Annotated in this window: 18 protein-coding genes; 7 read left to right on the top strand and 11 right to left on the bottom strand. The window is 66.4% G+C overall.

The window, feature by feature from the left end:
- Nucleotides 1-60: 60 nt before the first annotated feature.
- Nucleotides 61-615: a dCTP deaminase gene (gene dcd, locus V2I30_RS02985; protein WP_330660583.1), complete on the bottom strand. Its 555-nt coding sequence runs from the start codon at nt 613-615 to the stop codon at nt 61-63.
- 327 nt (nt 616-942) lie between these two features.
- On the opposite strand from dcd, the gene V2I30_RS02980 reads away from it, so the two are divergent.
- Nucleotides 943-1,506, top strand: a complete 564-nt coding sequence (locus V2I30_RS02980; RefSeq protein WP_330660582.1) for a class I SAM-dependent methyltransferase — start codon at nt 943-945, stop codon at nt 1,504-1,506.
- Between the two features lie 37 nt (nt 1,507-1,543).
- Here the strand turns inward: V2I30_RS02980 and V2I30_RS02975 are convergent, their stop codons facing one another.
- The gene (locus V2I30_RS02975) at nt 1,544-2,086 is read right to left on the bottom strand and encodes a hypothetical protein (protein WP_330660581.1); all 543 of its coding nucleotides are present in this window, start codon (nt 2,084-2,086) and stop codon (nt 1,544-1,546) included.
- A 77-nt stretch (nt 2,087-2,163) separates the two neighbouring features.
- Nucleotides 2,164-5,340 carry a bifunctional proline dehydrogenase/L-glutamate gamma-semialdehyde dehydrogenase PutA gene (gene putA, locus V2I30_RS02970; protein WP_330660580.1) on the bottom strand — a complete coding sequence of 1,059 codons (3,177 nt, stop codon included), beginning with the start codon at nt 5,338-5,340 and terminating at the stop codon, nt 2,164-2,166.
- 192 nt (nt 5,341-5,532) lie between these two features.
- On the opposite strand from putA, the gene V2I30_RS02965 reads away from it, so the two are divergent.
- The 3 genes from V2I30_RS02965 to V2I30_RS02955 all read left to right on the top strand — a co-directional run bounded on the left by V2I30_RS02965 (nt 5,533) and on the right by V2I30_RS02955 (nt 7,375).
- A complete protein-coding gene (locus tag V2I30_RS02965; protein ID WP_330660579.1) occupies nt 5,533-5,826 on the top strand; it encodes a YciI family protein in 294 nt (97 codons plus the stop codon).
- Nucleotides 5,827-6,009: 183 nt separating this feature from the next.
- On the top strand, nt 6,010-6,660 hold the full coding sequence (locus V2I30_RS02960; protein WP_330660578.1) for a hypothetical protein: 651 nt from the start codon (nt 6,010-6,012) through the stop codon (nt 6,658-6,660).
- Nucleotides 6,653-7,375 (top strand): hypothetical protein, encoded by a 723-nt coding sequence (locus tag V2I30_RS02955; RefSeq protein WP_330660577.1) that lies wholly within the window; start codon nt 6,653-6,655, stop codon nt 7,373-7,375. The genes V2I30_RS02960 and V2I30_RS02955 overlap by 8 nt, the downstream gene beginning before the upstream one ends.
- Nucleotides 7,376-7,403: 28 nt before the next feature.
- On the opposite strand, the gene mtnP is transcribed toward V2I30_RS02955, so the two are convergent.
- Both mtnP and V2I30_RS02945 read right to left on the bottom strand, forming a co-directional pair.
- On the bottom strand, nt 7,404-8,288 hold the full coding sequence (gene mtnP / locus V2I30_RS02950; protein WP_330660576.1) for an S-methyl-5'-thioadenosine phosphorylase: 885 nt from the start codon (nt 8,286-8,288) through the stop codon (nt 7,404-7,406).
- Between the two features lie 37 nt (nt 8,289-8,325).
- Complete coding sequence (locus V2I30_RS02945; RefSeq protein WP_330660575.1) at nt 8,326-9,045, bottom strand: glutathione S-transferase family protein; 720 nt, start codon at nt 9,043-9,045, stop codon at nt 8,326-8,328.
- 171 nt (nt 9,046-9,216) lie between these two features.
- On the opposite strand from V2I30_RS02945, the gene V2I30_RS02940 reads away from it, so the two are divergent.
- Genes V2I30_RS02940 through V2I30_RS02930 form a run of 3 tightly spaced genes read left to right on the top strand, consistent with a single transcriptional unit; the run spans nt 9,217 to nt 13,286 of the window.
- The gene (locus V2I30_RS02940; RefSeq protein WP_330660574.1) at nt 9,217-10,644 is read left to right on the top strand and encodes an aldehyde dehydrogenase family protein; all 1,428 of its coding nucleotides are present in this window, start codon (nt 9,217-9,219) and stop codon (nt 10,642-10,644) included.
- A 3-nt stretch (nt 10,645-10,647) separates the two neighbouring features.
- Nucleotides 10,648-11,997, top strand: coding sequence for a phosphotransferase family protein (locus tag V2I30_RS02935; protein WP_330660573.1), 1,350 nt, complete (start codon nt 10,648-10,650; stop codon nt 11,995-11,997).
- On the top strand, nt 11,997-13,286 hold the full coding sequence (locus tag V2I30_RS02930; protein ID WP_330660572.1) for an acyl-CoA dehydrogenase family protein: 1,290 nt from the start codon (nt 11,997-11,999) through the stop codon (nt 13,284-13,286). The genes V2I30_RS02935 and V2I30_RS02930 overlap by 1 nt, the downstream gene beginning before the upstream one ends.
- A 93-nt stretch (nt 13,287-13,379) precedes the next feature.
- Here the strand turns inward: V2I30_RS02930 and V2I30_RS02925 are convergent, their stop codons facing one another.
- From V2I30_RS02925 to V2I30_RS02900, 6 genes are all read right to left on the bottom strand, one after another.
- Complete coding sequence (locus V2I30_RS02925; protein WP_330660571.1) at nt 13,380-14,108, bottom strand: sigma-70 family RNA polymerase sigma factor; 729 nt, start codon at nt 14,106-14,108, stop codon at nt 13,380-13,382.
- Complete coding sequence (locus V2I30_RS02920; protein WP_442896896.1) at nt 14,105-16,165, bottom strand: flagellar biosynthesis protein FlhA; 2,061 nt, start codon at nt 16,163-16,165, stop codon at nt 14,105-14,107. Before V2I30_RS02920 ends, V2I30_RS02925 begins: the two co-directional genes overlap by 4 nt.
- Before the next feature lie 107 nt (nt 16,166-16,272).
- Nucleotides 16,273-17,280 carry a transglycosylase SLT domain-containing protein gene (locus V2I30_RS02915; protein WP_330660570.1) on the bottom strand — a complete coding sequence of 336 codons (1,008 nt, stop codon included), beginning with the start codon at nt 17,278-17,280 and terminating at the stop codon, nt 16,273-16,275.
- A 113-nt stretch (nt 17,281-17,393) separates the two neighbouring features.
- Nucleotides 17,394-17,741: a flagellar protein FlgN gene (locus V2I30_RS02910; protein ID WP_330660569.1), complete on the bottom strand. Its 348-nt coding sequence runs from the start codon at nt 17,739-17,741 to the stop codon at nt 17,394-17,396.
- Nucleotides 17,741-18,043: a flagellar biosynthesis anti-sigma factor FlgM gene (locus V2I30_RS02905; RefSeq protein WP_330660568.1), complete on the bottom strand. Its 303-nt coding sequence runs from the start codon at nt 18,041-18,043 to the stop codon at nt 17,741-17,743. Before V2I30_RS02905 ends, V2I30_RS02910 begins: the two co-directional genes overlap by 1 nt.
- 88 nt (nt 18,044-18,131) lie before the next feature.
- Nucleotides 18,132-18,480 (bottom strand): flagella basal body P-ring formation protein FlgA (locus V2I30_RS02900; RefSeq protein WP_330660567.1); only part of this gene is annotated, 349 nt, incomplete at its 5' end.

Here is an 18,480-nt window from a genome sequence, read left to right as displayed (position 1 = left end):
CCAGCATCTTGTTGTGCGAACACTGCCCTCAAAATCCGCGGCGTTCGAACCATCCAGCGCCTAGAGCCGCGGCAGCGTCACGCCCTGCTGGCCCATATATTTGCCCGCGCGGTCGGCATAGGTCGTCTCGGGCCGCTCGTTCCCCTGCAGGAACAGGAACTGGCACGCCCCTTCATTGGCGTAGATCTTCGCGGGCAGCGGGGTGGTGTTCGAAAATTCGAGCGTCACGTGCCCCTCCCAGCCCGGCTCCAGCGGCGTCACGTTCACGATGATCCCGCAGCGGGCATAGGTGCTTTTGCCGAGGCAAATGACCAGCACGTCGTCCGGAATGCGAAAATATTCGACCGTGCGGGCGAGCGCGAAGGAATTGGGCGGGATGATGCAGATATCGGTCTCGCGGTCGACGAAGGAGTTCGAGGCGAAGTCCTTGGGATCGACGACGGCGCTGTCGACATTGGTGAAGATCTTGAATTCGGGCGCAACCCGCGCGTCGTAGCCGAAGGAGGAAAGACCGTAGGAAATGCACCCCTCGCGCCACTGCGCTTCGACGAAAGGCTCGATCATCGCGCGCGTGGTGGCGGCTTCGCGAATCCATTTGTCGGAAAGAATGGCCATGTCCCTGCCTTGCGCATGGGGCGCAGGCGCGCAAGCGTGGGTGCCGGGCTTATCCCATCCTGGATAGGCGCGCTTTGCGATGGGCTGGGACTGTGATTAAGGTTTTTCTTCACAAACTATGATGTTTGTATGTCGGGGCGGCATTCGACATAAGCGCCCGGATCGTTAGTATAGGCACGAGCGCTTCCAAATCAGGGGCGCGCGATGGGAGTTTCGAAGTTGACTGGGAATTTGAGCGCGCAGGCGCTGCGGCGCGGGCGCGAGCGGGCGCGAAGTAGGAGTTTGAGTTATCGGGCCAGACGCGCTGTCAGTCGCAGGGCCGATCGCATGATGGGACCGCTCGGCATTTTCTTTCGTGGCTTCCTCGAACATCCGAAAATGGTCGGTTCGGTGATCCCGTCCTCACGCGCCACGATCGACGTCATGCTTTCGAAGGTCGACTGGGAGCAATGCGACCTGTTCGTCGAATACGGGCCGGGTGTAGGCACGTTCTGCCCGCATATCCTGGAGCGGATGAAGCCGGGCGCGCGGTTGATCGCGATCGACACCAATCCGCGTTTCGTCGACTACCTTCGGCGCGAGATCGAGGATCGCCGGTTCAGCGCGGTGCTCGGATCGGCGAGCGATGTCGAGGATATCGTGCACCGCGCCGGGTATGCCCATGCCGATCATGTCCTGTCGGGCCTGCCGGTGTCCTCGCTGCCCGAGGCTGTGGGCGAGGCAATTGTCGGGGCGACCTACCGCGTGCTGCGTCCGGGAGGCTCGTTCATGACCTATCAGTTCAAACCCGCCGCGCGCGATCTGACCCGCGAAAAGTTCGACCGGCTCGATACCGGCTATGTCTGGCGCAACATTCCGCCCTGCCTGATGACGTGGGGTTGGAAGGAATAGGGGCTGGAAGGAATAGGGGGCACCAGCCCCCAATCCATCAATCCACCCGCGCCGCGCCAAGCGCGGGGTTCAGGCTCGCCACGTGGTTCAGCCACTTCTTGGGGCGGCGTAGCATATTGTCGGGATAGGTCACCCGCACGCCGAGCACCTTGGCGATCTCGCCGACGAAGTGAATGCAGTTGCGCGTATCTAGATCGTAGAACCGACCCGGCGCATTCTGCCAGCTGCGCACCAGCGCGATCACCTTGGCATAGTCGCGGTCGTCCACCGTCAGCGTGAAATGGCGGTTGGTGCTCGCCACGCTCTTGGCGCTTTCGGTCATCACGATATGCTCGACCGGGCCGGAGAGGATCGCGGGCGTCACCCGCCGCGCGGAAAAGCCGTAATTCTCGTTCACCACCGTGCCGTCGTCCAGCGTCCCCTCGAGCACCACGAAAGCGTGCGGATAGCGGCTGCCGAACAGGACCGAGCCGTCGAAACTGTGGAAGTGGACGCGCACATCGGCGAGCGCCGCCCCGCTCCACAGCAGGGCGAGAATGGCGAGGAAGTGGCTTGCGTATCGCAGGAGGGGTTGCATCATATGGCGCTCTCCTATCGCGCCCCGCCCCTGCGAGGCAAGCCCGCCCCGGCGATGCAAGGCGGATTAGACCCGCCGCTTCAAAGGCTTGCCAGAAGGCTCGCATTGCCGCCAGCGGCGGTGGTGTCGATCGCGGTCACCCGTTCGGTGGCGAAACGCGCGAGATAATGCGGTCCGCCCGCCTTGGGGCCGGTGCCCGACAGGCCCTCCCCGCCAAACGGCTGACTCTCGACGACCGCGCCGATCTGGTTGCGATTGATGTAGAGATTGCCGACCTTCGCGCGCGCCTGGACGAAGCGATGCGTGGCGGCGATGCGGCTGTGCAGGCCCAGCGTCAGGCCGTAGCCAGTCGCGTTGATGTCTTCGATCACCTGCGCGAGCTCCTCGCCCGCAAACCGCGCGACGTGGAGGACCGGCCCGAAATTCTCGCGCTTAAGGTCGAGGATCGAATCCAGTTCGATGATGGTCGGCGCGACGAAGCAGCCGCGTGCAAGCTGCGCATCGAGGTCCAGCCGCCAGACGGTGCGATGGTTCTGCCGGCGCCGCGCGACATGGCGTTCGAGCGCGGCCTGGGCATCCGGATCGATTACTGGGCCGACATCGGTGGAAAGCAGCGCAGGGTCGCCGACATGCAGCGCCTCGAAGCCGCCGCGGATCATCTCCAGCATCTCGTCGGCGACATCGTCCTGAAGATAGAGCATGCGCAGCGCCGAACAGCGTTGCCCCGCGCTCTGGAATGCGCTCGCGAGCACGTCGCGCACCACCTGTTCGGGAAGCGCGGACGAATCGACGATCATCGCGTTCTGTCCGCCGGTTTCCGCAATCAGCGTCGCGATCGGCCCGTCGCGCCCGGCCAGCGCGCGGTTGATGCTGCGCGCGGTTTCGGTCGAGCCGGTGAAGGCGACCCCGGCCACGCGCGGATCGGCGACGATCATCTGTCCGACATCGCCCGCACCGGGCAGCAATTGCAGCACCTCGGGCGGGATGCCCGCGCGGTGGCACAGCTTGACGGCGAGCGCGGCGATCAGCGGCGTCTGTTCGGCGGGCTTGGCGATCACCGAATTGCCCGCGGCGAGCGCGGCCGAGGCCATGCCGATGAAGATCGCGAGCGGGAAGTTCCAGGGGGAAATCGTGGCGAACACACCGCGCCCATGCATCCGCAAGGTGTTTTCCTCGCCGGTCGGGCCGGGCAAGTGGATCGGCCCGGCGAATTGCCGCCGCGCCTCGCTTGCATAATAGCGCAGGAAATCGACCGCTTCGCGCAGTTCGGCGATGGCGTCGAGCAGCGTCTTGCCCGCCTCGCGCTGGCATAGCGAGAGGAACTCGTCCGAATGCTCCTCGAACAGGTCGGCGGCGGCCTCCAGCAGCAGCGCGCGCCGCTCGCCGCCCAGCGCATCCCAGCCCGGCTGGATCTCGGCCGCGCGGGCAAAGGCGGTGTCGACCTCCTCGGCCGTGCTGTCGCGCCGCGTGCCGACCTCGCGCGTCAGATCGTGCGGCATGGTGATCGGCGCGATTTCGCCCGCCTCGCGCGCGAGGAAGGTCGGCTCGGCGCTCCACTGCTCCTGCGCAAGTTCGGCCAGCCGTTTCATCAGCGGTTCGCGCACCAGCGGATCGGACAGGTCGATTCCCGCGCTGTTGACCCGCTCGTCTAATATGTCGCGCGGCAGCGGGATCGCCGGATTGCGCCGCGGCTCCATTGCGGCGAGTTCGGAGACCGGATCGCCGACCAGCTCCTCGGCGGCAATCTCGGCATCGCCCATCCGGTTGACGAAGCTGGTATTCGCGCCGTTTTCGAGGAGGCGCCGCACGAGATAGGCGAGCAGCTCCTTGTGACCGCCGACTGGCGCGTAGATCCGCACCGGCGTCTTCGCATTGCCCTCGATCCGCGCCAGCGTCTCGAACACTTCTTCGCCCATGCCGTGCAGGCGCTGGAATTCGAAAGGCTTTCCGTCCGACAATTTCTTCACCACCGCGACGGTGTAGGCATTGTGGGTGGCGAAGGCGGGGGTGATGCAATCGTCATGCTCGAACAGGCGCGCGGCGCAGGCGAGATAGGAGACGTCGGTCGCGATCTTGCGGGTGAAGACCGGGTAATCTTCGAACCCGCCGACCTGGCTCACCTTGATCTCGCTGTCCCAATAGGCGCCTTTGACGAGCCGCACGAAAAGCCGCCGCCCGTGCCGCCGCGCGAGCTTCGCGGTCCAGTCGCATAGCGGCAGACCGCGCTTCTGATAGGCCTGGATGGCGAGGCCGAAACCCTCCCAGCAGGTGCCGTCGGCGCGCGCGAACAGTTCGTCGTCGGCGACCAGCGCCTCGAGAATGTCCAGGCTGACCTCGAGCCGCTCGGCCTCTTCGGCGTCGATGGTGAAATGCATGTTCGCATCGCGCGCCTGGGAGGCGAGCGCCTTCACGATCGGCACGATGTCGCGCATCGCTTCCTCGGCGTGAAGATAGCCATATTTGGGATGCAGCGCGGAGAGCTTGACCGAGATGCCCGGCGCGGTCGCGACCGTTCCGGTGGCCTCGCGCGACAGGCGCTCGATCGCCTCGGCATAGGAACGGCGATAGCGCTCCGCATCGGCAAAGGTCATCGCCGCCTCGCCCAGCATGTCGAAGCTGTGGGTGAGGCCTTTCGCGCGCTCGGGCTTTGCGCGTTTCAGCGCTTCCTCGATGTTGCGGCCATAGACGAACTGACCGCCCAGGATGCGCATCGCCTGGAGCGTCGCCTTGCGGATGACGGGTTCGCCCAGCCTGTTCATCGCCGATTTGAGCGTGCGGCCCATGCCCTTTTGATGCGCGTCGGGCTGTTCGAGCACTTCGCCCGTCAGCATCAGCGAGAAGGTCGCCGCATTGACGAAGGTGGAGGAGCTTTCGCCCAGATGCTCGCCCCAGTCGATCTCGCCCAGCTTGTCGCGGATCAGCGCATCGGCGGTCGCATCGTCAGGCACCCGCAGCAGCGCTTCGGCCAGGCACATGAGCGCGATGCCTTCCTCGGTGTCGAGCCCGTATTGCTGAAGGAAAGCGTCGATCCCGGATGCCTTATGCGCCCGCGCGCCTTCGATCAGGCGGATCGCGAAATCCGCCGCCTCGCCGGCCAGTTTGCGCGCCGGCGCCGCCTGTTCGAGCCGCCGCGCGATGCAGGCCTCTTCCTCGGCGCGGTAGGCGCGGCGCAGCTCACTGCGATCCAGCGGGCGGAAGGCGGCGGTTTCCGGCGCGGGCCGTTCAGGTTTGTGCGGGGCGTTCACGTCGGCGGGCATTCCCTTCGCTTGGGGAGGAGGCGTTGCGCGAAGCGAGGCGATTCGCCCGGCTTTTGTGCTGCGGTCGGATGTGGACCTGCACCGACGCGCAATCAAGCGCCTGCGTCCGGGATGCGCGCTCCCTTGATCGCTGCCGGGGCTCGGCTATCTTCGCGGGCCAACCCTTCGTTCTTCACGGGAGTCCCCACGCGCATGGCCCTGTTCTGCTTCTATTGCCGCGATGGCGAGAACAACGAGCGCCTGCGCGAAGCGCACAAGGAGGCGCAGCGCGATTTCATGGCGAAGCATACCGAAAACTACGCCGTCGCCGGGCCGCTGACCAATGCCAAGGGCGAGTTCGTGGGCTCGCTGCTGATCATCGAGGCCGAGGACGAGGAGGCCGCGCGCGCGACCGTCAACGACGATCCTTATCTCGTCGGCGGGGTGTGGCAGTCGATCCGGGTCGACCGGTTCGAGCCCTTGCGCGGACGTTGGAAGGACGAGTGATCAAAGCGCGGGCGAGCACGTCCGGGCGTTGATTTTACGCGGCAAATCGCGCCGCGTCGCCGGGCGCACCGATTTGACCTTGCCCCAGCGCGGGCGTAAACCGGCATCCGTGGCGCAGGATGCGCCGGGGGGCATTTTCAGGGGGGCGTTTTTGCAATGGGACAGGTTTTCAGACGCGCGGCCATGCTGGCGAGCGCAGGCATTCTCGCCGCGCAGCCTGTCGTCGCGCAGGCGCAGTTTCGTGGGCTCTTGAACGACGTTCAGCGCAGCGCGCGGAGCAGTGATACGTGCGGCGAGGGCAAGAAAAGCAGCCGCGCGGGCCGCGTGCTGGGGGGTATTCTGGGCGGCATCGGCCGCCGCACCGCGCGCCGCGCCGGGGTGCCGACCTTCGTGCCGGTGGCCGAGTTCACGAACGTCCTCTCCAACGAAATCGCCTGCCTGCTCGAACCCGAGGAGCAGGAACAGGCCGCCGAAGCGACGCTCGAGGCGACGCGGGTGCCTGCCGCCGACGAAGCGAGCGATGACAGCGCAACGCCGGGCGAATCCGGTGAGGTATCGGACGCGGACACCGATGTGGTCGTCGACGAGGACGATGAAAGCGACGACGGCGCGCTGCGCGGTCCGCCGGTCGGCCAGACCAGCAGCTGGACCTCGCGCACCCGCGAAGGCGTGAGCGGCTCCTCCACCGTCACCGCACGCGAAGCGAACGCGTCGGGCGATGGCTCGGACTGCATCACCGTGACCGATGTCGTCATCGTCGAGGGCGAGGAAACCCGCGCGGAAAAGCGGATGTGCCGCTTCGCCGGCAATGCCCGCTACACGATCGTTGCCTAGACTAGGCTTCTCGAGGCGCGCAGGGCGTCTTGTAGCGAGCGCGCTGGGCCTGCTGGCGCTGGCGGCGTCCGAGCCGGCCTACGATCCCGACAATCCCTCCTGCCCTGCCGAGCCCGACTGGGGCCCGGCCGAAAAGATGACACTGGCCCCGGCGGATCGCGGCGGCGTGCGCGTGCTGCTGGCCGAGGGGCGGATCGATGCCGGGCTGCCGGAGCGGCTGAAGGCGGCGATCGACGGCGACCCGCAGATCGCGGAAATCTGGCTGCGCTCGCAGGGCGGCAATGCCAGCGCGGGCAACGAAGCGGGGCGGATCATCCGCTCCTATCCCGGCCTCGCCACGCGTATTCCGGCGGGCTGGGCGTGCTTTTCGGCGTGCAATTTCGTCTTCATGGGCGGCCAGCCGCGCTTCGTCGACGAGGGCGGCATCTTCATGGTCCACATGTTCACCCATACGCGCGATCGCTGGATGATCGACGATGCGGTGATCGACGGCGCAGAAGCGACCACCGAACTGATCGCCAGCATCGAACAGTCGAGCGCGCTGCTCGCCTCGGAGGACAACGATTTCCTGATCCGCATGGGGATCAGCCGCAAGCTCCTGACCGACGTCATGTATCAGCAACAGGCGGTCGAGAACGAGGACGATCCGAGCACGCGCTATTGCCTGAGCCAGGACGAGATCCGCGACTACAATGTGAGCAACACGCCTGGCTGACCCACCCGGTTGGAGAGAGCGCGTCAGCCTATTCCAGCACCCGCCCCGCGACCGCGCCGAGCCGCGCGATCAGAGCGGGGTCGTGTTCTTCGGGCGCGGTGATGATCGCGTTGTCGAGCGCAGTGTCGATCGGCGAGGCGCGCCGGGTCTTTGGCAGCCCTTCGATAAACGCCACCAGCGCCGCGCGGGCGAGCGCGCCATTCTCCTGCATCTGCGCAACCACGCTGGCGACGTCGACCGCGGCTTCGGGATTGCCGTCCTCGTCGATGCGCCAGCAATCATAATCGGTCGTCATGCCGATCAGCGCATATGGCAGCTCCGCCTCGCGCGCGAGCTTGGCCTCGGGCATGGCCGTCATCCCGATCACGTCGGCGCCCCAGGCACGGTACATCAGGCTTTCGGCGCGGGTCGAAAATTGCGGGCCTTCCATGGCGAGATAGGTCGCCCCCGTCGCCACCTTGCCGCCCGCCGCGCCGATCGCCTTCACCGCCATCTTGGACAGCCGCTCGCAGACCGGATCGGCCATCGAGACATGGGTGACGAGTCCGCTGGTAAAAAAGCTCGAGGCGCGCTGCCTGGTATTGTCGATGAACTGCTCGACCACGGCGAAGCGCCCCGGCTCGATCTCTTCGCGCAAACTGCCGACCGCCGACACCGCGAGAATATCGGTGCAGCCCGCGCGCTTCAATGCATCGATATTGGCGCGCGCATTGACCTCGCCTGGCGCGATCGGATGGCCACGGCCGTGGCGCGGCAGGAAGCGGACCTTCACCCCGGCAATCGTTCCGCACAGGATTTCATCGGAAGGATCGCCCCACGGCGTTTCGATCGCGAGCCACTGCTCGTCCTCGATCTCCTCGATATCGTAGAGGCCCGAGCCCCCGATAATCCCGATACACCAGTTCTTTGCCATGAATGTCGGGCAGCCTGTCCTCTTGCCTCGCGCGGCCTTAGGTCAGGTCGAACCTTTCGGGCAAGGCCTTGCGCACAAAGCGTTCGGCGCCTTCGAAGGGCTGCGCGATGGACGGCCGCTGACGCACCCGCTTCTGATGCGCGGCCAGAGCAGTCGCGTCGTCCAGCGCATAATCCGCGACCAGATCGATCTGCATAAGCACCGCCGTCACGGCGATATCGGCGATCGAGATGGCGCTGCCGGCAAACCAGTCGCGGCCATCCAGCATATCCTCCAGCCGTTGAAGGATCGGCGGCATGTCCTCGCGCCAGGTCGCGCGCGCCTTGTCCAGATCCGGCTCTTGCCCCTGCATCCTCGCAAAGAAGATCGGGCGAAAAATGCCCATGCCGCAGGCCATCGCCAGCGCCGTATCGGCATATTCCTCGATCGCCAACGCGCGGCCGTGCGCGAAGGCGTCCTCGCAATAGAGTGGCGGCTGGGAATGCTTGCGCTCGATATAGGCGCAGATCGCGGATGAATCGGCAATCGTGCCGCCCGTGCCCTCCTCGGCGATCGAACGGTCGCGCAGGACGGGAATGCGGCGCATCGGGGATATCGCGAGGAACCAGTCGGGCATGTTGAAGATATCGACCGGCTCGACGTCGAAGTCCGCGCCCTTCTCGATCGCGACCGCCGCTGCCTTGCGCAGGAAGGGGGAAAGCGGGCTGCCGTAGAACAGCAGATCGGGCTTGGTATCGCTGCTTTCGCTGTCGCTCATGATGCCTCGTCTCCTCTTTGTCTGTGCAGGTGATAGGGCACCCTTGCGAGCGCGCAATCACCGATACGCCGTCTCTCCCCGTCATCTCACGCTTTTGATGATTGATTTTTCCTGCGCATCGTCCACCTTCAAAAGCGAGACGCAACGCATAGCATTTGCTGGGAGAGAGACATGGTCACGCAGTACAAGAACCTCATCAATGGCGAGATGCGCCATGCCGACGGCTGGCTCGACGTCGTCAATCCGGCGAACGAGGAAGTGATCGGCCAGGTGCCCGCCTGCGGCAGTGAGGAACTGGATAGCGCGGTGCTCGCCGCGCGCGAGGCGTTCAAGAGCTGGAAGACCAGCTCCTTCGAGGAACGCCAGGCCGTGTGCCAGGCCATCGCCGCCGCGATCAAGGAAAATGCCGACGAGCTGTTCCGCCTGCTGACGAGCGAACAGGGCAAGCCGCACGCCCAGGCGCAGCAGGAAATCTACGGCGCGGCCGGCATGGCGAGCGCGCAATCGACCCTGAAGCTCGAAGAGGAGATCATCCAGGACGACGATACGCGCCTCCATCGCCATCGCCGCGTGCCGGTGGGCGTAGTCGGCGGGATCGTGCCGTGGAACTTTCCGGTGATGATGGCGATCCAGAAGATCGTGCCCGCACTGATGAGCGGCTGCACCATCATCCTCAAACCCTCGCCCTTCACCCCGCTCACCACCCTGCGGATCGCCGAGCTGATCGCCGACAAGGTGCCGGCGGGCACTGTCAACATCATCACCGGCGAGGATGCGCTCGGGCCGATGATCACCGAGCATCCGGGCATCGACAAGATCACCTTCACCGGCTCGACTGCGACGGGCAAGAAGATCATGGAAGGCGCCTCCGCCGACCTCAAGCGCATCACGCTGGAACTGGGCGGCAACGATGCCTCGATCGTGCTGCCCGATGCCGATCCCAAGAAGGTCGCCGAACAGCTGTTCTGGTCGAGCTTCGCCAATGCCGGGCAGATCTGCGTCGCGGCCAAGCGCGTCTATATCCACGAGGACATCTATGACGAGCTGTCCGCCGCGATCGCCGAATATGCGAAGAACGTCGTCGTCGGCGACGGGGCGGAGCAGGGGACCGGCGTCGGCCCGATCCAGAACAAGAAGCAGTATGAGCGCGTGCTCGAGCTGATCGAGGACGCCAAGGACAACGGTTACAAGTTCCTGCTCGGCGGCGACAAGGATCCCAGCGGCAGCGGTTACTATGTGCCGATCACCATCCTCGACAATCCGCCCGAAGATGCGCGGATCGTCGCCGAGGAACAATTCGGACCCGTCATGCCGCTGATGAAATTCTCCGACACCGACGAGGTGATCAAGCGTGCCAATGCCTCGGATTACGGCCTTGCCGGCGCGGTGTGGACCGGAGACACGAACAAGGGCGTCGAGATCGCCGAACAGCTCGAGACGGGCACGGTGTGGATCAATGAATACATGCACCTGTCGCCCTTCGCCCCGTTCGGCGGGCACAAGCAGTCAGGCTTCGGCGCGGAATACGGCAAGGAGGGGCTGAAGGAATTCACCTATCCGCAGGTCATCACCGTCAAGAAGGACAATGTCGTCGCCTAAACCGTGGGCGACACCTCACCTGACCAACTGATCGAAGGGCTGGCGCGGGTTTGCGCGCGCGCCGGCCTTTCGCCGCCGTCGAACCTCACGCGCCTGACGGGCGGGGCAACGATGGAGAGCTGGCGCTTCGAGGCGGGTGAGGACGCCTTTGTCCTGCGCCGCGCGCCCAGCCTCGAATTCATGAAGGACCGCCCGTTCGGGCACGATGTCGAGGCGGCGGTGATCCGCGCGGCCTATGCGGGCGGCGTGACGGCGCCCGAGGTCGTCGCGGAACTGGAGCCGGAGGATGGCATCGGGTCGGGCTTCGTCATGCGCGCTCTGCCGGGGACGCCGAACCCCAAGCTTATCCTCGAAATGGACGATTCCGGCGCGCTGCTGAAGCAGGCGGCGCGCGATCTGGCGCGCATTCATGCGGTCCCGCGCGATGCGGTGCCCGAAGCCGTTCCGGCGATGGATTACCGGGCGGCGATCGCCGAGTTGCGTGCGCAATTCGAGGAAGCGGGCGGCGATCGACCGATCATCGCTTTGGGCCTTAAATGGATGGAGGACAATTGTCCGCCACAGGCGCCCGAGCCGGTGCTCAACCACGGCGATTATCGCATGGGCAATCTGCTCGCCGAGGCGGGCAAGCTCACCGGCGTGCTCGATTGGGAATTGGCGCATTTCGGCGACCGGCACGAAGACTTGGCCTTCGGGTGCATGGCGGTGTGGCGCTTCCACCGCTACGACCGGCCCGCGCTCGGGCTCGGCAGCCTCGAAGACTATTTCGCCGTCTACGAGGCCGAGGCGGGTGTCCGCGTCGACCGCGAGCGCTTTCGCTACTGGCTGATCCACCGCACCGTGTGGTGGGCGCTCGGCTGCCTGCGCATGGCGAAATTCTGGCGCGAGGGGCAGGACCGGATGCTCGAGCGCGTGGTGATCTCGAGGAGGACGAGCGAGAACGAGCTCGACCTCCTGATGTTGCTGGAGGAGGAAGCGCCGGAGGCCGAGCGTTCCAGGACGGTCGCCGTGCCGGAAGCGCCCCCGCAGGTCGGCGAAGCGACCGATGGCGAACTAGCCATCGCGATCTACGAATGGCTGGGCACCGTGAAGGACCGCTTTTCCGGCCACGACAAGTTTCAATATGCCGTCGCCCGCAACGCGCTTGGTATGATTTCGCGCTACAATGCAGCCGCAATCCCCGCCTTCGAGAACGCGCCGCTTGCTCGCCGCATCATGGCTGGTGAGGCGACCCTGCAAGACGAGGGCCTGCTCGCCGAATTGCGCGAGGCGATCCTGGCGACGATCATGCAGGACGTGCCGAAATATCCTGCGCTCGCGGTCGCGCGGAAGAAGTGGACTGGAGAGAACTGATGGACTTCGCAATTCCCGCCGACCTGCAGGATTATTTGGGCGAACTCGACGCCTTCATCGAGGCCGAGATCAAGCCGCTTGAGAGCCAAGACGACAACGTCCGCTTCTTCGATCATCGCCGCGAGTGGGCGCGCACCGATTTTGAGGGCGGGGGCTTGCCGCGCAAGGAGTGGGAGGACCTCCTCAAGGAAGCGACGAAACGCGCCGATGCTGCCGGCCACTGGCGCTTCTCCGCGCCCAAGAAATATGGCGGCAAAGATGGCTCGAACCTCTGGATGGCGGTGATCCGCGAAGATTTCGCGAGGAAGGGCCTGGGCCTCCACAACGATCTCCAGAACGAGCATTCGATCGTCGGCAATTTCCCCTTCGTCGCCATGTTCGACCAGTGGGGGACCGAGGAACAGAAGCAAGAATTCATCACCGGCGGCTTCGAGCGGGAACGCCGCGTCGCCTTCGGCCTCACCGAACCTCACCACGGCTCCGATGCCACCCACATGGAAACGCGCGCGGTTCGCGAAACCCGCGATGGCGTGGACGGCTGGCTCATCAATGGCGAGAAGATGTGGATCACCGGCATGCACACCGCCACCCATTGCGCGATGTTCGCGCGCACCGGCGGCGAGGATGGCGATGCGAGCGGGATCACCTGTTTTCTCGTCCCCAATCCCACCGAGGGGCTGGAGATCGAGGAATGGCTGTGGACCTTCAACATGCCCACCGACCACCCCCGCCTTTCGGTGAAGGACGTGTGGGTGCCCGACAGCGCGATCCTCGGCGTGGAAGGTCGCGGTCTCGCGCTCGCGCAGAGCTTCGTCCACCAGAACCGCATCCGGCAGGCGGCGTCCAGCTGCGGCGCGGCGCTGTTCTGTATCGACGAGAGCGTGAAACATGCCCGCGAGCGCAAACCCTTCGGGCAGGAGTTGTCGCGCAATCAGGCGATCCAGTTCCCGCTGGTCGAGCTGGCGACGCAGGCCGAGATGCTGCGCCTCCTTATCTTCAAGACCGCGTGGGAGATGGACAATATGGAGCACGAGGAGATCGAGCGCACGATCAGCGACAAGGTCTCGATGTGCAATTACTACGCGAACCGCCTTTGCTGCGACGCCGCCGACCGTGCGATGCAGGTGCATGGGGGGATCGGCTATTCGCGGCACAAGCCCTTCGAACATATCTACCGCCACCACCGCCGCTATCGCATCACAGAAGGCAGCGAGGAGATTCAGATGCGGAAGGTGGGGGCGTATTTGTTCGGCTATCTCGGGCCGAAGCGGGGGCAGTTTTCGAAATAGTGGTCATCACCGCGAAAGCGGGGACCCAGGGCGGGAGTAGTGCCGTGGCCAGGCTGGGTTCCCGCATTCGCGGGAATGACAAGAGGTGGCGGGTCAATCCGCCACCTCCAACAGCCCCCGCAAATCCTTCAGCGCCTTGGCCCGCAGCTGGTGCACCCGTGGCACGCTGACTTCGAGCACGGCGGCAATTTCGGTCAGGTTCATTTCCTCGACAAAAAACAGCTGCATGACCAGTTGCAGCCGTTCGGGCATCTTAGCGAGGGCCAATACCAACCGTTCGCGGTCCTCGCTCGAACACAATTGCTCGAAAGGATCGGGATCGTCGCTCGCAAAGGCGGTGTCGGTCTCGTCATATTCCTCGCTGATCGAGGTGACGCTAATGCCCGAGGACTCGATCGCGAAGAGCTCGTCCTCGCTCACCTGCATCGCGCGGGCGATGTCGGTCCGGCTGGGTTCGGCGCCGCTCTGCGCGCGCAGGGTCTCCACCGTCTGCGCAAGTTGCGCGCGCTTGCGGCGGGAGTTGCGGGTGTCTTCGGCGAGCTTGCGCAGGCAATCGACCATCGCGCCGCGCACGCGGATCTTGGCATAGGCGGCAAAGCCGTCCTCGCCCGGCCGGGCATGGCGCTGCGTACATTCGGTGAGCGCGACGAGGCCGACCTGGATCAGATCCTCGACCTCGAGCCCCGCGGCATGGCGCCCGTCGCCATAGATGTGCCAGGCGGCGCGGCGGACCAGCGGGAGGAAGCGGGCGATGCGATCCTCGACATCGGCCCGCGAGGCACTTGCATAGGGGGCGGTAAAGGCGGCGTGGTCCTGTTTCATGCGGCAAGGCTCGGCTTTGGAGGAGCGGGAGCGGGCGCGTCTTCGAGGGCGGCACCCTCGCCGGTGTCGCCGCCGATTACTGCAACGACCTCAACGCCCTGGGTCGCCGGCAATTCGTTAATCGAAAGTACCAGGCAACTTGCGGCGCGCGCTTTCAGCAACGAGGCGAGCGCGCGGCGCGCGGGCGGCTGGACAATCAGCGCGACCGGACCGCCCGCTTCCTCCATCGCTGCGTTGACGCGCGCGGCGATCAGCGCGGCGCAATCGGGTTCGATCAGTGGCTGGCCACTGCCCGGATCGACCATGCCGCCAAGGATCGCCCCTTCGAGCGCGGCGTCGAGCGTCACCACCTTCAGCCGTTCGCCGGGTGCGCAGATCCGCGCGATCAGCCGCGCGCCGAGATCCGCGCGCACGGCATCGACCAGCGCGTCGAAATCCTGCGTCGTCTGCAGCGCCAGAGCGAGGCTGGTCAAAAGCGGCTGGGGGTGGGCGAGCGTGATGCCGTCGGCGAGCAGCGCGCGCAGCATCCGGGTCAGCGCGGCGAGGCTGAGCGGTTCGGGATGGACCGCGCCGATCAATGCGGGCGCGCGTTCCTTCAGGTCGTCGACCATCGCCTGCACTTCGGAAGGACCGAGCAGGCGGTCGCCCGCGGCGAGCAATTCCTGATTGGCATGGGTGGCAATCACGGTGCTGGGATCGACGCACAGGAACCCCTCGGCGATGGCATGATCGCGCGTGGCGGGTTCGATCCACAGGGCCGGGCAGTCGAAGCTGGGATCGCGGGTTGCCTCGCCGGTGATGGCGTGGCCCGCGCGCACCTCGCCGGTGTCGATCGCGAGGATGCGCCCGGGCCGGACGGAACCGCTGGCGATGGCGAGTCCGCCGAGCAGCACGCGATAGTCGTTCGGCCCCGCCTCCAGGCTGTCGCGGATGCGGAATTGCGGCAGGACGAAGCCAAGATCGCGGCTCATCTGCTTGCGAATGCCGGTGATCCGGGTCAGCAGAGGGGCGTTGCCAGCTGCGTTACCGCCCGCGCCGCTGCGCTCGTCGACGAGATGGACGAGGCCATATCCCAGCTCGAGCGTCACCAGCGTCTGGTCCGACACCTCGGCGATGTCGATCGCATCGGGGGCGACCTCGGCCACCTCTTCGACCGGTTCCGGTTCGGCGCTGCGGCGGCGCAAGGTCCACCAGATGCCGGCGGCGATGGCGGCGGCGGGGAGGAAGATCAGCTGCGGCATGGCGGGCACCGTGCCGATCGCGGCGAGGATCGCGGCGACTGGGAGCCAGCCGCGCGGATCGGAGAATTGTCCGCCGATCTGGCCCGCGAGATCGCGCGAGTCGGAAACCCGGGTGACGATCGCGGCGGCGGCGATCGACAGGAGCAGCGCGGGCACCTGCGCGACGAGGGCATCGCCCACCGCGAGCGTGATGTAGAGCTCCGCCGCCTGCCCTGCGGACAGGCCATGGCTGAACATGCCGAGCGCGAAGCCGGCGATGATGTTGACCGCCAGGATCAACAAGGCGGCGATCGCGTCGCCCTTCACGAATTTGGACGCGCCATCCATCGAACCGTAGAAATCGGCCTCGACCGTCACCTCGCGTCGCCGCGCGCGCGCTTCGTCGGCGGTGATGAGCCCTGCGGCGATGTCGGCGTCGATCGCCATCTGCTTGCCCGGCAGTGCATCGAGGACGAAGCGCGCCGACACCTCCGACACGCGGCCCGCGCCCTTGGTGATGACGATCATGTTGATGATGAGCAGGATGGTGAAGACGAACAGGCCGACCGCGAAATTGCCGCCGACGAGGAACTGGCCGAAGCTCTCGATGATCTCGCCCGCGGCGTCCTCGCCCTCGTGCCCGTTGACCAGCACGATCCGGGTCGAGGCGACGTTCAAGGCGAGCCGCAGCAAAGTCGCGAACAGCAGGACGCTGGGGAAGGAGGAGAAATCCAGCGGGGCGCGCGCATTGAGCGCGACCATCAGCACCGCGACCGCGATGGCGATATTGAGGACGAAGAACATGTCGAGCAGCAGCGGCGGGATCGGCAGCACCATCAGCACGAACAGCGCGAAGATGCCGAACGGCAGCGCGATGGCCGCGGGCGCGGCGCGCAGGCGCTGGGTCAGCGAGGCCGGGCCGGTGAGCGAGGTGGCGGGCGCGCTCAAAATCCGAGCGCCCTGAGCTTGTCATAGGCGCGCGCGACCTCACCCGGCACCGCGTGTGCGCCGCCCGGCGTGGCGAAGGCGGTTTTTAGCAGGTTCGACATCGCGCGGCCCTGCCCCGGCTGCGCGAGGCCGAGCGGGGGAAGCTGGCGGATCGCGGGGCGCGGGGAGAGATCGGCATATGCGAGACCTCGCACGCCTGTCCGCGCGGGGATCGGTGGCTGACCTGCCGGGGCAGCGAGGGCGGCAATGGGGTGCCCGTTGCCGGCCAGGGCCTTCGCCTTTTCGATCTTGCCGCCGAGATGCGCGAGGACGCCTTCGAGGCTGCGCGCCGCGCCGCCCGGTTCGTAAAAGATCGGGCGGTTGGCCGCGGCGGGCTTCGGGAACAGGGCGGCGGCGCTCTGCCCGGCGTCCTGCGCCATCGCTGTCAGGAAACGACCGGCGCCGCCTGCGCCAAGGAAATGCGCGAGGTAAAGCTCGCCGTGATCGGGTTCGCGCCCGAGGATCGGGGCGAGATGCGCGCGATTGTCCTCGGCGAGCCCCGCGGCCATGAAGGACGCGATCTGCGGATCGCTGCGCAGGGCGAGCACTGCCGCGCGCCCCGCCGGATCGGCGATTGCCGCGCGCCCTTGCGCATCAATGCCGATCCGGGCGCTGACTTCGCCCAAGCCGAAGCGTTCCCCGTGGCGGCGCATCGTATCTAGCCAGGTGCTGTCGATGAATTGGTAGAGCCCGGTCGCGCTCGACGTGCGCGCACGCGCCGCCGGGTTCATCGCCGACTCGACCTGCGCCTGCGCCAGCAGATAGTCGTAGTCGACCTGGCTCGCGCGCGCGGCGCTGGCGATCGCGTGCTCGACCGGCGATGGCGTGGGGGCCGAGACGGGGGGCAGCTCGAAGCGCCGCGTCGGGGCTGGACCTTGCGAAGCGTGCGGAAAGGCGCGGCGCGCCGCGTCAAAGGCGGCTTCCAGGCTCGCTTGCGGAGCTGAAGGTAGGGGGTAGGCTGGCACGGGCGTTTCCTTGGCGGGCTGTCTCGCTGCGGGAGGGGCGAGAGCAGCCTAGCAAGGGGCGTGCCAGACGCTTGGAGTTAGCGGGATGTTTGTCCGCCGCTTGTGACGAACCCTCAGGCCAGCGCGCTGTTGAGCGGCGCATAGGAGCGAGGCGGTGCGCCCAACGCCTCGAGCCGGGCGGCGATATTGGCAGCCAGCAGGTTGCGCACCCGGCGGTTCACCTCGTTCAGCGCCCGCGCGCTTTCGGCAAGCTCGCGCATTTGCGGATCGAGCGCGTCGGGCCCGACCCCGCTCAGCTGCGCGCACAAGGCTTCCTTGCTGCGGGTCGCCTCGATCAGCCCGTCGGCTTCGAGCCCGGCAAGCGCCTGCCGCTCTGCCTCGAGAGCGGCAACCATTTGCCGCAGGCAATCGCCAAGCTCAGTGCCACTGGCCGGAGAGGGGACCGGGGAAGGAGCGGGCATCATCGCTCGCTCTCGTAACTGAACTGCGCCGCGATCATCGCATCGGCGATCTTGGCGGGGATGAGGGGGTAGCTGCCGTCGCGCAACGCCTCACGGATCTCTGCGACGCGGTTGTCGTCCTGGGGGATACCGGCCCGCAACCGCGCACCGATCTCCAGAGCGATCCCGGGATCGCCCGCGCGCTCGGCCCCGGCGCCGCCCGCTGCGCGCGTCTCGCCGGCACGCGCGCCCGCGCGATCGGCGCCACTGATCGGCGAAATCCCTGTAATGGCTTGCAATTTGGTCAGTTCGAAAGAGGGCATGAGAGGGCTCCCGATAGTCTGCAAGTTAAAGAACGGTTGCGGCGCCGGAGATTTAAGAGGGCGGACGCGCCTTTTCGGCAGCGACGCCCTATCCCGCGGGGATGACGGCGAGACCGGGGCGTTCGATGCGCGCGCGCAATGTCTCGCTCCCGCGACCGGTGCTGACTGCGATACATTCGCCCACGCCGCCCGCTTCCATCGCTTCGCCCGGTTTCTGAATGGTAAAGCCGCGCCCGCGGATCTGGATGGTCAGCGGGTCGCCGCGGGCGATGGCGGGCGCGGCGCGCTCGGCCGGGGCGGGGGTGCGCAGGGCGATGAAGATCTGCCAGGCTTGCGGGCCCGGACAAGCAACCCTAACGCTGGCCTTTGCGCGGCCGTGCCAGGCGACATCGAGCGGGACGGCGCAGGAGGCGAGCCGCAGCCGCCGATCGGCGGGG

This window comes from Erythrobacter sp. (genome assembly GCF_036351135.1).
In the GTDB taxonomy this organism is placed as follows: domain Bacteria; phylum Pseudomonadota; class Alphaproteobacteria; order Sphingomonadales; family Sphingomonadaceae; genus Erythrobacter.
The sequence above is the reverse complement of the archived record's forward strand: the minus strand, read 5'-3'. Positions and strand labels throughout refer to the sequence as shown.

Coding starts and splice junctions, on each gene's coding strand:
- V2I30_RS02975 (WP_330660581.1), bottom strand. CDS start 2,086: ATGATGCAACCCCTCCTGCGATACGCAAGCCACTTCCTCGCCATTCTC.
- V2I30_RS02930 (WP_330660572.1), top strand. CDS start 11,997: ATGGACTTCGCAATTCCCGCCGACCTGCAGGATTATTTGGGCGAACTC.
- V2I30_RS02945 (WP_330660575.1), bottom strand. CDS start 9,045: ATGAGCGACAGCGAAAGCAGCGATACCAAGCCCGATCTGCTGTTCTAC.
- V2I30_RS02940 (WP_330660574.1), top strand. CDS start 9,217: ATGGTCACGCAGTACAAGAACCTCATCAATGGCGAGATGCGCCATGCC.
- dcd (WP_330660583.1), bottom strand. CDS start 615: ATGGCCATTCTTTCCGACAAATGGATTCGCGAAGCCGCCACCACGCGC.
- putA (WP_330660580.1), bottom strand. CDS start 5,340: ATGCCCGCCGACGTGAACGCCCCGCACAAACCTGAACGGCCCGCGCCG.
- mtnP (WP_330660576.1), bottom strand. CDS start 8,288: ATGGCAAAGAACTGGTGTATCGGGATTATCGGGGGCTCGGGCCTCTAC.
- V2I30_RS02910 (WP_330660569.1), bottom strand. CDS start 17,741: ATGCCCGCTCCTTCCCCGGTCCCCTCTCCGGCCAGTGGCACTGAGCTT.
- V2I30_RS02905 (WP_330660568.1), bottom strand. CDS start 18,043: ATGCCCTCTTTCGAACTGACCAAATTGCAAGCCATTACAGGGATTTCG.
- V2I30_RS02925 (WP_330660571.1), bottom strand. CDS start 14,108: ATGAAACAGGACCACGCCGCCTTTACCGCCCCCTATGCAAGTGCCTCG.
- V2I30_RS02965 (WP_330660579.1), top strand. CDS start 5,533: ATGGCCCTGTTCTGCTTCTATTGCCGCGATGGCGAGAACAACGAGCGC.
- V2I30_RS02980 (WP_330660582.1), top strand. CDS start 943: ATGATGGGACCGCTCGGCATTTTCTTTCGTGGCTTCCTCGAACATCCG.
- V2I30_RS02960 (WP_330660578.1), top strand. CDS start 6,010: ATGCTGGCGAGCGCAGGCATTCTCGCCGCGCAGCCTGTCGTCGCGCAG.
- V2I30_RS02920 (WP_442896896.1), bottom strand. CDS start 16,165: ATGGTGCTGCCGATCCCGCCGCTGCTGCTCGACATGTTCTTCGTCCTC.